This window comes from Paenibacillus sp. 481 (assembly GCF_021223605.1).
Taxonomy (GTDB): domain Bacteria; phylum Bacillota; class Bacilli; order Paenibacillales; family Paenibacillaceae; genus Paenibacillus_B.
In genome coordinates, this window is the sequence record NZ_CP075175.1 from 3468319 (window position 1) to 3483800 (window position 15482).

At 50.8% G+C, this 15482-nt stretch carries 1 protein-coding gene; it reads left to right on the forward strand.

Annotated elements, in window-relative coordinates; genetic code table 11:
• Nucleotides 1-202: 202 nt before the first annotated feature.
• Entirely contained in the window at nt 203-15457 is a 15255-nt protein-coding gene (locus KIK04_RS15395; protein WP_232274515.1) for a non-ribosomal peptide synthetase, read from the forward strand.
• Nucleotides 15458-15482 lie beyond the last annotated feature (25 nt).

Sequence of the window (15482 nt, forward strand, 5' to 3'; positions counted from 1 at the left end):
CTAAGAACGAAGCGTGGGACTGTGCTTTTTAGTGTGCCCTCTAAATAATTAACATTAGATTACTAAATAAATATATTATTTACAATAATATCTAACTGCTGTAATATGGTAATAAAGTCGAAATGTCGCTTGTTGCTGCATATTGTTGATTGTTGTTACGTGTTGAATATTCGAGAAAAATAAGTTTTTAGGAGGATACTGTATGACCTATCACCCTAAGCACTTTCCGTTAAGCCATGCGCAAAAGCGTATCTGGTACACGGAAAAATTTTATTCTCAGACCCCGACATCTAACTTGGGTGGGGTTATAAAGTTCAATGGCAGTGAGGATATCGAACGGTTTGGACAAGCTATTCAATGGTATATTCGACACCATGAAACGATGCGTTTGCGAATTGGATTGCAAGATGATGAACCTTTCCAATATGCCGTTCCGGACGAACCTGACGAGGTTCCACTTGTCCATTTTTGTTCAAGTGAAGGGGAGGAGAGCGTTCAAGCATGGATTCAGCAGCAGTTCAGTACCCCATTTACATTGTACGATCGGCCGTTGTACGATTTTGCATTACTCCTTTTGGACGGTCGCCTGCAATATTTTTACATTAAATTACACCATATCATGTACGACGGCATTGCATCCGTCCTTATCGCGAATGAAATCTTAGACATTTATATTCGAAAAATGAGTGCGTTGGAGCTTACTACTAGCAGTCATTCCTATCTCGAATATACACAGACAGAGCAGGAATACCTACAGTCTAACCGCTTTAAAAAAGACCAAGCATATTGGCGTAATGAGTTTTTGACGCTGCCTACCTTTACGGGATGGTCTTCTCAACCTCTATACCGCATTCCTACTCAAGCAGAACGAGAATCGTTTATTATTTCCCGTGAACTGCATGAGCGCCTCCTCCAATTTTGTAAAGATCACCATGTAAGTATTTTTAGTTTAGTATTCTCAATCCTTTATATTTACTTGTACCGAACGACGAATCAGCAAGATATATCCATCGGCACTTTTTTTGCCAATCGAACGAACTCGATAGAGAAAAATATGCTCGGCATGTTTGTAAGCACGGTTCCATGCCGCATTGAGATTGATCCCGACATGGATGCTCTATCTTTTATTCGCTTAGTAAGTAAAAAAATAGCGAACGTGGTTCGATATCAAAAATATCCTTACGACTTGATCTTACACGACCTGAGAGAAGTGCATTCCCACGCTACGGGCTTGTTCGGCATCGGCATCGAGTATCAGCCTATGGTAACGTCCCGACATGATCAGCTCGATTTTAAGTATGAGATGTGTACATCTGGGCATGAAATCAATGAAATAACACTGCATATTAAAGATTACATAAACGAAGGGGAATTGCACTTCGTGTTTGATTACCGGACGGCTTTATTCCATAAATCAGACATCATGGCTATGTTTGCCCATATGGAAGTGCTGCTTGAGGACTTGCTAGAGCAGCCCGATAAGCAGCTGGCAGAGCTCGATATTTGTACCGTTAGGGAAAGGGCACAGCTCCTGTACGAGTATAACGAGACTCAGGCAAGCAGTCCGTTGGATCAGACCATCGCGGAGCTGTTCGAGCAGCAGGTGGACAAGTTTCCCTCGCACCCCGCGGCAAGCTGTGGGAACAAGTCCCTTACTTATGAGCAGCTGAATCAGCGATCCAACCAGTTGGCGCGTGTGCTTGTAGCAAAGGGAGTTGGGCCAGATCAGCTTGTGGGCATTATGCTGGAGCATTCGCTAGATTTGCTCGTAGGCATATTGGCCGTACTAAAAGCGGGTGGCGCTTATGTGCCGATTGATCGGAGCTATCCGCAGGAGCGTATTCGATATTTGTTACAGGACAGCAAGGCGAGTCTGTTACTTGTTAAGCAAGGCGCGCAGCCAGCAGACTATACGGGCGAGCTTGTCGATATAGCGGATGCTGCGATCTATGAAGGCGATGCATCGAATTTGCTGCGCAGAAGCGAGCCGCATCATTTGGCGTATGTCATGTATACGTCTGGCTCAACGGGACAGCCGAAAGGCACGATGGTCGAGCAACGGGGCGTCATTAACTACATTCATTGGGCGAAGCAGATGTATATACAGAACCAGACGGAAGCGTTTGCGCTATATTCTTCCTTGTCGTTTGATTTGACCGTCACCTCGATTTTTGCGCCGCTACTTAACGGGAATGAAGTCATTGTTTATGTTGATGACGGCTCTGAATTTATGTTGCATACGATCTTGCGTGACAATAGGGCAAGCGTGCTGAAGCTGACTCCTGCTCACTTATCGTTAATTCAGGAAAATAATTATGAAGGCTCCCGTGTTAAGCGTCTTATTGTTGGTGGCGAGGATTTAAAAGCAGGTCTGGCGCAGCGTGTGTATCAAAGCTTTGGCCAAAGGATTGATATTTTCAACGAATACGGCCCTACCGAAACGGTTGTGGGTTGTATGATATACAAGTTCAACCCCGAGGTTGATCAGGAAGGTTCTGTGCCGATAGGACGCCCAATCGACAATACGCAAATTTATGTATTGAGCGAGCGTTTACAGCCAGTACCATTCGGTATTGCGGGCGAGCTGTTTATTTCCGGTGCTGGGGTAGCAAGAGGTTATTTGGACCGCTCTGAATTATCAGCTGAGCGATTTATTCGTAATCCGTTTGTACCCGAGCAACGGATGTACCGGACAAGGGATTTAGCCCGATTGTTGCCGTCAGGCGAGCTTGAATATTTAGGTCGGATCGACCACCAGGTAAAAATACGTGGTCACCGTATTGAGCTTGGGGAAATCGAGGCAGTGCTACAACTGCATCCTAGCGTACAGGACGTTGCAGTTGCTGATTGTGTAGCAGAGCAAGGGGACCCGTATTTGTGTGCGTACATCGTCACCGCTGAGGATGAGGATATTCCGCTGGGAGAAATAAAGGAGTATGCGGCACAGCGGCTTCCAAGATATATGGTTCCTTCACATTTTATCACTTTAAAGCAGCTTCCTCTTACCCCGAACGGCAAAGTAGATCGAAACCATTTACCTGTACCTGGTGAAAGTGGGATACGTATGTCTGTATACGAAGCCCCGCGGACTGAAATGGAAATGTATGTGGCAAAATTGTGGCAGCGGGTGCTGAATGTAGAGCGGGTTGGGATCACGGATCATTTTTTTGATCTGGGAGGACACTCCTTGAAGGCGATGCAAGTTGTCTCCCTTTTACAAAAAGAATGTGGCATAGACCTTGCACTGCGCACGGTGTTTGAGTTGCCTACGATTCAGGAGCTTGCTGGGTATGTACAGCATCTGACCTTGAACGGTAACAGCACAGCTACCTACACTCCTATTCCGCCTATCGAACCTAGACCTTACTATAAGCTGTCTTCTGCCCAGAAGCGGCTGTTTATATTGCAGCAAATGGATACAGCGCTGACAACGTACAATATGCCTGGGATGCTGGACATAGCTGGTGAGCTGGATCAGGTAAGGTTGCACGAGTCCTTACGGGTACTTTTGCGCAGACATGAGTCTTTGCGGACTTCCTTTACGATGGTGAACGGAGAGCCTGTACAAGTTATCCACCCTGAAGCGGACATAAGTTGGAATGTTACAAAAGTAGACAACGAAGAGCAGCTTCAAGACGTGATGAATGCGTTTATTCGACCATTTGATCTGGAGCGGGCGCCGCTTATTCATGCTCAGCTTGTGAAGTTGGCGGAGGAACGCCATATCCTGCTGCTGGACTTTCATCATATCGTCTTTGATGGGATTTCAGCACTCCTTGTTGCACAGGAGTTGGTCAAGCTTTACAAGGGCGAGTCCTTGTTAGAGCTTCGAACTCAATATAAAGATTTTGCGGAGTGGCAAAATAGTTGGCTTGCGAGTGAGACGATGCGAGAGCAGGAGGCTTACTGGCTTCGTGTGTTTAGCGAGCAGGTTGCGGTGCTGGAGCTGCCGACGGATTTTGTTCGACCTGCTGTGCAGAGCTTTGTCGGAGATCGGCTGTCGTTCAACTTGGACGGGGAGCTGACTGAACAGGTGCGTCAGCTTGCAGCACAGACTGGAAGCACCTTGTATATGGTGTTGATGGCTGCCTATCATGTGCTGCTTCATAAATATACGAGTCAGACGGATATTGTTGTCGGCTCACCGATTGCTGGCCGCTCCCATGCTGACGTTGCCGGAGTCGTCGGGATGTTCGTCAATACGTTGGCGATAAGAAGTCGTCCTGAGGGGGATACGTGTTTTGCTGATTTTTTGGCACAGATCAAACAGCAAGCGCTACAGGCGTTTAAGCATCAGGACTATCCGTTTGAAATGTTGGTGGAGAAGCTGAAGCTAACACGCGATGTAGGTCGCAATCCGCTGTTTGATACGATGCTGGCGCTGCATAACTTCGGCGATGCGCAAACAGAGCTCGAGCCTGCTAATTGGCGTATATCGCCGCTTCATTACCCGATAGCTAAATTCGATTTAACTTTAACGATAACAGAGCATGCCGTTGGCTTGGAATGCTGTCTGGAATACTGCACAGCACTGTTTACGCGAGCTACGATGGAACGGATGAGCGGTCATTTTCGCCAAATTGTAAGCGAAATGGTAGCGGAACCGACGAAGCGTCTAGCTGAGATAAATATGCTGACCGAACAGGAGGAGACTCAGCTCCTTGTGGAGTGGAATGAGACGTGGAGTGAGTATCCACGCGAGGTTACGGTGACGGAGCTGTTCGAGCAGCAGGTAGCTGCAAGACCGGAGCGTACCGCGCTCGTGTACGAGCAGGAAACGTTGAGCTATAGGGAGCTGGACAGGCGGGTGAGCCGACTGGCGCGGGTGCTCGCGCGTCGTGGCGTGGAGTCGGGAGCTTTAGTGGGGCTGATGGCTGAGCGTTCTGTGGAGATCGTAGTTAGCATGCTCGCGATCTTGAAGCTGGGTGCGGCTTATGTGCCGATTGATCCGGAGTATCCGGTGGAGCGGATTCGGTATATGTTGCAAGATAGCGGGACAGGCCTGCTCGTTACGCAGCGGCATTTAGCGGAAAAGGCGGAGCAGACGGGGTTTGCGGGAGAGCTGTTTATGGTTGGGGCGGCTGAGCTGGGTGATGTGGGTGAGGATGTTGCTGGTTCAGACGCTGAAGCTGGTACGGCTAATACGGTCAGTGACGCGAGTGTGGGTAGCACCGCCGTAGACGTTAGTACGGCTAACGTTGCAAGTTCAGTCCATTCTGCAAGTCTATTCAATCCCGTCGAGGCGGGGAAGAGCGGGGAGCAGCTGGCGTACGTGATGTACACCTCGGGTACGACGGGAGAGCCCAAAGGGGTGCTGATTACGCACCGCGGCATCGTCAAGTTGGCGAAGGAAGGCGACGTGATTGACGTCACGCCGCAGGACGTCATGCTGTCGTTGTCGTCGTTTGCGTTTGACGGCTCGACGTTTGATGTGTACAGCGCCCTGCTGAATGGCGCAGCATTAGTGATCGCCTCGAAGCCGACGATGCTGGACGTGTCCAGGCTGACTCGTGTGATGGAGGAGCAGGGTGTAACGGTATTTTTGGCCACGACGGCGTTGTTTAACGTATTGGTAGATGCTCGAATCGAGGCGTTGCGTGGGGTGAGGAAGCTCTTTTTTGGCGGGGAAAAGGCTTCGTTAGAGCATGTGAGACGGGCACTGGAACAGCTGGGCACCGGAAAATTAGTGAATGCGTACGGCCCAACGGAGAACACGGTTATTGCAACGTGTCAGCGGGTGGATAGGATCGCAGAGGATGCAAGTGTGATTCCGATTGGTCGGCCTATTCGCAATACGACCGCGTACGTGTTAAGTCCGCATGGACAATTGCAGCCGATTGGTGTGGCGGGCGAGCTATGCGTGGGCGGAGAAGGACTTGCACTGAGGTATTGGCAGCGGCCGGAGCTGACGGCGGAGCGGTTTGTGGCGCACCCGTTTGAGGAGGGGGCGAAGCTGTACCGCACCGGAGATTTGGTGCGCTGGCTGCCGGACGGCACGCTGGAATATGTGGGCCGCCTTGATAATCAAGTGAAGCTGCGCGGTCAGCGGATCGAGCTAGGGGAAATCGAAGCGGTGCTGAAGCGGCATCCCGATGTGCAGGATGCGGTGGTGCTCGTATGGAACCGAGCGGGTCAGCTGCCCGATCTTTCGTTAGGTCATGCGGAGGATCGCGAGGAAGGACGTGCAGAGGGTCGCGCAGAAGGCCCTGTGGAAGGTCGCATGGAAGAACGCACGGAAGGTCGTGCGGAGAGTCTTACGGAAGGTCGTACGGAGGGACACGAGGAAGGTCGCACAGAAGGTCACACGGAAGGCCCTGCGAAAGGACACGAGGAAGGTCGTACAGAAGGTCACACGGAAGCCCCTACGGAAGGTCAGAGCGGGTTGTTTCCTAGCGAGAGTGAAGCAGAGGCTGGTGTAGGTGGAAGCGGCGATGCGTATTTATGTGCCTATGTGGTAACGCGTCCTAACGATCCGTCTCGGGGCGAAGAGTTGGTAGCGCTGCGAGCTTTTGCACGGAGTAAGCTTCCGTCGTATATGGTACCAGCGTTCTTTGTGAATCTTGAGCAGTTGCCACTTACCGCGAACGGCAAGGTAGATCGGCGCGCCTTGGCGGAGCCGAATCTGGAGCAAGCCGAAGCGATCATGGGCGCATCAACGTACACCGCACCAGCTACCGAGCTAGAAGTCGCACTCACCGAGCTATGGCAGCAGGTACTTGGAATCGAGCGTATCGGGGTGTTGGACAACTTTTTTGAACGAGGAGGCCACTCCTTAAAAGCGATGCTGCTTATTGCACAGTGCGAGAAGGCGCTTGGCATCGAAGTGCCGCTTCGGCTCCTATTTGAGCGGCCGACGATACGGGAGTTGGCGGAGCAACTGGTGCTTATGCAAGCAAAGGAGCACGCCGAAGCGTTGGAACCATTTGATACGCCTGATTCATCTGATCCAACTGATCCAGCTGATTCATCAAGGCAGAGGTCTGCGGAGAGAAAGCTCACGGAAATCGCGGCTCTCGCAAAGCAGCCGTACTATTCGGTATCGTCCGCGCAGAAACGGATATACGTCTTGCAGCAGTTGGATGTATCATCGACCAGTTACAATGTGCCAGGTGCGTTTATGTTGAAAGGAAAGTTTGATCTTGAGCGGTTAGAGCAAGCTTTTGAACATCTCGTTGCAAGGCATGAATCGTTCCGTACTTCATTTGCGCTTGTTGATGGCGAGCCTATGCAGTTTGTGGATGATGAGGCTAGTATTGCTATCCCGTTTAATGAAGCTAATGAGGATGAAATGCGGGATATTATTCAAACGTTTATCCGTCCATTTGATCTCGCGTGTGCGCCGCTTATGCGGGCTCAATTGGTTAAGCTGGAAGCGGAGCGATTTTTACTCTTATTGGATATTCATCATTTAGTGTTCGATGGAACCTCAACGAGTATCGTGCTAAAAGAGCTTGTCCAACTGTATGAGGATGAGACGGAGCTATTGCCGGCTCTACGTATTCAGTACAAGGATTACTCGGCTTGGCAGCAGCGGCTGCTGCTATATAGCGAACAATTGGAGAGACAGGAAGCCTACTGGCTAGAGGTGTTTGCAGGGGAAATCCCGATACTAGAGCTGCCAACCGATTACCCAAGATCGGCTGCCAAACACGATACAGGCGATTACGTCACGCTTTCACTCCATCATGCGCAGGCCAATGCCTTAAAGCAATTGGCTTTTGAAACGGGCAGTACATTATATATGGTGTTGTTATCGGCCTACAATGTTCTTCTGTATAAATACACGAATCAGACAGAAATTGTGGTAGGTTCACCGGTTGCAGGTCGCTCGCATGCGGATGTTGCTGGAGTTATCGGGATGTTTGTGAATACTTTGGCGCTGCGCAGCTATTTGGCAGATGATAAGGTATTTAAGGATTTGTTGGGTGAGGTGAAACAGCAGGCTTTACAGGCTTATACACATCAAGACTACCCATTTGAAAAACTTGTTGAAAAGTTAAATCTTTCACGAGACCTTAGCCGAAATCCACTATTTGATACGATGTTTGCTATGCAGAATTTCGGTGGTATGGGCCTTGAAGGAAGCTCGCTGGATTGGAGTCCGTATGAGCTTGAGCAGCGTACGGCTAATTTTGATATTTCGGTGTTCGTTAAAGAGGAGCAGGATGAAATCCGCTGTGAATTTGTATATAACTGCTCTTTATTTAAAAAAGAGACGATGCAGCGGTTCGCTGGTCATTTTGGTCAAATTGTAGCCACGATTGCAGCCGATCCGACGAAGCGTCTAGCCGAGATAAATATGCTGACCGAACAGGAGGAGACTCAGCTCCTTGTAGCGTGGAATGAGACGTGGAGCGAGTATCCGCGCGAGGTTACGGTGACGGAGCTATTTGAGCAGCAGGTGGCTGCACGGCCGGATCGTACCGCGCTCGTGTACGAGCGGGAAATGTTGAGCTACGGGGAATTGGACAAGCGGGTGAGCCAACTGGCACGAGGGCTTGCGCGTCGTGGCGTGGAGTCGGGAGCCTTAGTGGGGCTGATGGCTGAGCGTTCTGTGGAGATCGTGGTTAGCATGCTTGCGATCTTGAAGCTGGGTGCGGCTTATGTGCCGATTGATCCGGAGTATCCGGTGGAGCGGATTCGGTATATGTTACGAGATAGCGGGACAAGTCTGCTCGTTACGCAGTGGCATTTAGCGGAAAAGGCGGAGCAGACGGGGTTTGCGGGAGAGTTGTTTATGGTTGGTGCGGCTGGGCTAGGTGATGTGGGTGAGGATGTTGCTGGTTCAGATGCTGACGCTGATGCTGGTACGGCTAATGTTGCAAGTTCAGTCCATTCTGCAAGTCTATTCAATCCCGTCGAGGCGGGGAAGAGCGGGGAGCAACTGGCGTACGTCATGTACACCTCGGGTACGACAGGAGAGCCCAAAGGGGTGCTGATTACGCACCGCGGAATCGTCAAGTTGGCGAAGGAAGGCGACGTGATTGACGTCACGCCGCAGGACGTCATGCTATCGTTGTCGTCGTTTGCGTTTGACGGCTCGACGTTTGATGTGTACAGCGCCCTGCTGAATGGCGCAGCACTAGTGATCGCCTCGAAGCCGACGATGCTGGACGTGTCCAGGCTGACTCGTGTGATGGAGGAGCAAGGTGTAACGGTGTTTTTGGCCACGACGGCGTTGTTTAACGTATTGGTGGATGCTCGAATCGAGGCGTTGCGCGGGGTGAGGAAGCTCTTTTTTGGCGGGGAAAAGGCTTCGTTAGAGCATGTGAGACGGGCGCTGGAACAGCTGGGCACCGGAAAATTGGTGAATGCGTACGGCCCAACGGAGAACACGGTTATTGCAACGTGTCAGCGGGTAGATAGGATCGCAGAGGATGCAAGTGTGATTCCGATTGGTCGGCCTATTCGCAATACGACCGCGTACGTGTTAAGTCCGCACGGGCAATTGCAGCCGATTGGTGTGGCAGGCGAGCTATGCGTGGGCGGAGAGGGACTTGCACTGGGGTATTGGCAGCGGCCGGAGCTAACGGCGGAGCGGTTTGTGGCGCACCCGTTTGAGGCGGGTGAGAAGTTGTACCGCACCGGAGACTTGGTGCGCTGGCTGCCGGACGGCACGCTGGAATATGTGGGCCGCCTCGATAATCAAGTGAAGCTGCGCGGCCAGCGGATCGAGCTAGGGGAAATCGAAGCGGTGCTGAAGCAGCATCCCGATGTGCAGGATGCGGTGGTGCTCGTATGGAACCGAGCGGGTCAACTGTCCGATCCTTCGTTAGGTCATGCGGAGGATCGCGAGGAAGGACGTGCAGAGGGTCGCGCGGAAGGCCCTGCGGAAGGTCGTATGGAAGGACGCACGGAAGATCGTGCGGATGGGCGTGTGGAGAGTCATACGGAAGGTCGCACGGAAGGTCGTACGGATGGGCGTATGGAAGGTCGTACGGAAGGTCGTACGGAGGGACACGAGGAAGGTCGCACAGAAGGTCACACGGAAGGCCCTGCGGAAGGTCAGGGAGGGTTGCTTCCTAGCGAGGGCGAATCCGAAGTAGGTGCAGGTAGAAGCGGAGATGCGTATTTATGTGCCTATGTGGTAACGCGTCCTAACGATCTGACTCAGGACGAAGAGTTGGCAGCGCTGCGAGCTTTTGCACGGAGTAAGCTTCCGTCGTATATGGTACCAGCGTTCTTTGTGAATCTTGAGCAGTTGCCACTTACCGCGAACGGGAAGGTAGATCGGCGTGCCTTGGCGGAGCCGGATATGGAGCAAGTCGGAGCAATCATGGGCGTATCTACGTACACGTACACTGCACCAGCTACCGAACTGGAAGTCGCACTCGCCGAGCTATGGCAACAGGTGCTTGGAATCGAGCGTGTCGGGGTGTTGGACAACTTTTTTGAACGAGGAGGCCATTCCTTAAAAGCGATGCTGCTTATTACGCAGTGCGAAAAGGTGCATGGCATCGAAGTGCCGCTTCGGCTCCTATTTGAGCGGCCGACGATACGGGAGTTGGCGGAGCAACTGGTGCTTATGCAAGCAAAGGAGCACGCCGAAGCGTTGGAGCTATTTGATACGCCTGATTCATCTGATCCAGCTGTTTCATCAAGGCAGAGGTCTGCGGAGAGAAAGCTCGCGGATATCGTCACTCTCGCCAAGCAGCCGTACTATTCGGTATCGTCTGAGCAGAAACGGATATTCGTCTTGCAACAGTTGGATGTATCATCAACCAGCTACAATGTGCCTGGTGTGTATCGATTGGAAGGGCAGTTGGACAAGCATCGATTGCAACGGGTGCTTCAGCAGCTTGTGGATCGTCATGAGTCATTCCGAACCTCGTATACGATCGTGAATGAAGAGCCTGTGCAGGTCATTCATGATGAGGTGTTGCTAGACATCACGTATACCGAGATTGGGCAATTTGAAGGTCAAGAACGACATCATTCGGAATCAGACCATGCTGTACAAACAGACAGACAAATTGAAGAGCATATTCAAGCTCATATAGAATCTTTTATTCGCCCGTTCTCGCTTGAACAGGCACCGCTGATGCGGGTAGAAGTGCTCAAGCTTGCTACAGATGAGCATCTGCTCCTGTTGGATATACACCATATCGCAGCAGATGGGCTCTCATTCAGCATTATTTGGCAAGAGCTTGTTCAGTTGTATGAGTTCGATCAGCTCGACGCGGCGAACCCCAGCGCTTGCGAAATAGCGCAAGCAGGCGAGCAAATAGATACGTGCAGAGCGGATATAAGTGTAGTGAATAATAATGAAGCGCACAAGGGCAATACGACCAACACGACCAACGCGATCAGTATGGCCAAGCGCAAAGCACTGCCCGAGCTGCGCATCCAGTACAAGGAGTATGCCGCATGGCAGCAGCAATGGCTGCAAAGCGAGTCGATGCAGCGGCAGGAAGCATACTGGCTCCATGCCTTCCAAGGAGAAGGCGACATTCCAACCTTGGAGCTACCAACCGACTACCCGCGCCCAGCAATACGCAGGCCGGAAGGGGATTCACTCCTGTTCACGCTAACTCGTGAACAGACGCAGGGCTTGCAGCAGCTAGCTCGCGACACAGGCAGCACGCTGTATATGGTGCTGATGGCCGCCTACAACGTGCTGCTGCACAAATACACGAACCAGACGGACATCGTCGTCGGTTCACCGATCGCGGGGCGCTCGCAAGCCGACCTTGCCGATGTGGTCGGCATGTTCGTGAACACACTCGCCTTGCGCAGCCGCCCCGAAGGCAGCAAATCGTTCCTAGACCTGCTGAACGAAGTTAAGCAGCAGACACTGCAAGCATTTGCACATCAAGATTATCCTTTTGAGCTGCTCGTTGAGAAGCTTGAGCTGACACGTGATATGAGCCGCAATCCGTTGTTCGACACGATGTTTACGCTGCAAAATTTTGTCGGCCTCCATCATAATAAAGGGCCTCTCATTTGGAGTGAATTTCCGTTCTCGTATAAGCAGGCCAAATTTGACATCACCCTCGTCATTACAGATAACATCGATCAATTGTCTGGTTATTTGGAATATAGTACGGCTCTGTTTACACGTGAATCGATGGCACAATTTGTCTCCCATTTTCAAAAAATCATTGCATCCATCACGGCGGCACCGAGCCAGCGAATAGCGGACATCTTGATTTTGTCGGAAAAAGAAACCGAGCTGCTGCTTGTGCAGTGGAATAATACCGCGGTGCCATACCATGCTGACCAGACTATTCATGGGCTGTTTGAACAACAGGTAGCAAGAACACCGGATCGACTAGCGGTAGCTTTTAACAATGAACAGATGTCGTACCGCCAGTTCAATGACAAGGCAAACCAACTGGCGCGTAAGCTTCGGGCACAAGGGGTTGGTCCCGAACAGTTGGTGGCGTTGATGCTTGAGCGATCCATGGAAATGATGATAGCGATCATGGCTATTTTGAAAGCCGGAGGGGCTTATGTCCCGATTGATCCGAGCTACCCACAGGAACGAATCGCTTACTTATTAGCAGACAGCCAAACGCAGCTACTCCTTACAACAGGCAACAAGCTGTCTATTCCGTTTACTGGAACGGTCATAAATATGGAAGACGAAGCGCTGTGCAGTGGAGACTGCTCGAATCTGGATTGTGAGACAGAACCGCATCATTTGGCATACGTCATTTACACGTCAGGTTCAACGGGGCAGCCCAAAGGCGTTATGATCGAGCATCATTCTGTCATCAACCGCTTGGAGTGGATGCAGAAGCGGTATCCGTTGCAAGAACGCGACGTTATTTTGCAAAAAACACCGATCAGCTTCGATGTATCAGTGTGGGAGCTGTTCTGGTGGGGAATGGTTGGTGCATCTGTCGTGCTGTTAGCGCCGGGAGATGAGAAGGAGCCAAGCGCCATTGTGAGCGCAGTGGAGCAACACAACGTCACCGTCATGCATTTTGTTCCGTCAATGCTGCAATGGTTTCTGGAATATGCAGCGCAAGCAAACAATTCCCCTGCGCGACTGCGCTCGTTGCAGTACGTGTTTACGAGCGGAGAAGCTTTGCAAGTGATGCATGCGCATCGCTGTAAGCAATGGCTTCCGCATGTGGCATTGGTGAACTTATACGGCCCGACCGAAGCAACGGTCGACGTATCGTATCACGAATGCACAGGAGATGCGGAACTCGTGCGTATGCCAATCGGCAAGCCCATTGACAACACGTGCATGTACATTGTTGATGCGGAGCATAACCTCCAGCCGATAGGCGTTCAAGGTGAGCTATGTATTGCAGGTGTTGGCCTTGCCCGTGGGTATTGGAACAAGCCAGAGCTTACCGCACAAAAGTTTGTACCTAATCCATTTAACCGATTTGCACGAGACGATGTCGACAATTCGCTTACGAACATGTACAAAACGGGCGACTTGGCACGTTGGCTGCCCAACGGGGAGATTGAGTACCTAGGAAGACTCGATCATCAAGTGAAAATTCGTGGGTATCGGATTGAGCTGGGTGAAATCGAAGCAGTCCTGCAAAAGCATCCAGCTGTACAAGAGGCCGTCGTGCTCGTGCGGACGAACGCGCAAGGGGATAAGCAATTATACGCGTACGTTGTGGTGCAAGCTAGCGAATCGCTGGTAGACATCAAGCAGCATGTAGCCCAACTGCTCCCCTCTTACATGGTGCCTCCCTTTTTTATTGCGCTGGATCGCTTACCACTTACTCCAAACGGCAAAGTGGATCGGCGTGCCCTGCCTGAATGGGACTCAGCTGTTGAGCGTGAGCAGGAGTATGTGCCGCCAACTACCGAATTGGAAATACGCTTGTCCGAAATGTGGCAGCACGTGCTACGTGTACCGCGTGTCGGTTTGACCGATAATTTTTTCGAGCTGGGTGGAGATTCCATAAAAGCAATTCAGTTGTCCGCACGCTTGCAGTCATTTGAACTGGAATTTGACGTGAAGCAGTTGCTGCAACAGCCTACGATTCGCGATATGACAAGCTATGTTCGCTCTGTCAAAGTCGAAATCGAACAAGGCACTGTTACGGGAAATGTACCTTTGACGCCGATTCAGCGCTGGTTTTTTCAACACCATGTTACAGATATACATCACTTTAATCATGCTGTCATGCTGCATCGGGCAAGCGGCTTTGACGAAAAGGCTCTCGTGCAGGTGTTGACCAAAATAATGGAGCATCACGATGCGCTCCGGCTCGTGTTTACGAAAGCGGCTGATGGGGAATGGTTGCAGTTTAATCAAGACTTACCGTCAACTCGTTTCGAGTTGCACAAGACAACATTCCATGCTGAATTAGCGGTCGAGGACGTAATCGCTCGCCTATCAGCAGAAGCAGATCGCTTGCAGCGAGAAATCCATTTTTCCACAAATACATTGCTCAACGTGCATCTATTTGAAACCGAACATGGTGGCTATTTATTGTTCATTTTGCACCATCTGATCATTGACGGTGTTTCATGGCGCATTTTGCTTGAGGATTTAGCAGTAGGGTATGAACAAGCTCTTTACAACGACCCAATTCAACTACCTCCTAAGACGCATTCTTATTTGGAGTGGGCCAAGGGCTTGCAGCAGTACGCAAATGGGGTCGAAATGAACAAGGAACGGGATTACTGGATACAGCTTGAGGCACAGCATGTTCCGACTTTACCGACAGACTACCCTATGACAGATGCTCGCACGAAAGACTATGCTTCGATTTCCGTTGCTTTATCCCGTGAAGAGACAGACCAGTTGTTGAGTCGCGCGCATTTTGTATACAGCACCGAAATGAACGATCTGTTGCTGACGGCGTTAGGTCTAGCATACAAGGATTGGGCTGGTGTGGAAAAAGTGCGCGTGTTTATGGAAGGGCACGGTCGGGAATCCATTATTCCGCTTAACATAACACGCACGGTCGGTTGGTTTACGAGTCAGTTTCCGGTCATTGTTGAGGTGCCAGAGTTGGAGCAAGCGATGAGCGCTGATGATCTCATTGGACACCATCTTAAATCGGTCAAGGAAATGCTAAGAGGTGTACCTCATCGTGGTATTGGCTACGGCATGATGACATATTTGCGTGGTCAGGGCGATCACGATGTGTCGCGATCCTTTACACAGAGGGAAATTCTTTTTAACTATTTAGGGCAATTCGATGATGAACAGCAGCATAGCACGTTTAAGCGTGCCGACTTGGACTTGGGAGCGATGATTAGCCCCGAGCTTGAACGGAATTTTGCGCTGGAGATTAACGGAATTGTGATGGACGGGATATTTCGATTGGAAATGACGTACTGCAAAAAGGGTTTTGCAGCAGCATCGATCCAACAATTTGCGGCCAGCTTCCAGCATCAATTAACAGCCATTATTCGTCATTGTGTTCATAAACGAGACAAGGAATTAACGCCTTCGGACGTGGGGAATCGTGATTTGACGCAAGCGGAGCTTGATGAGATTACGTTGTGGTTTGATGACATCGAAATTTAATATTGGGATGGACGAGGTGCTGTTA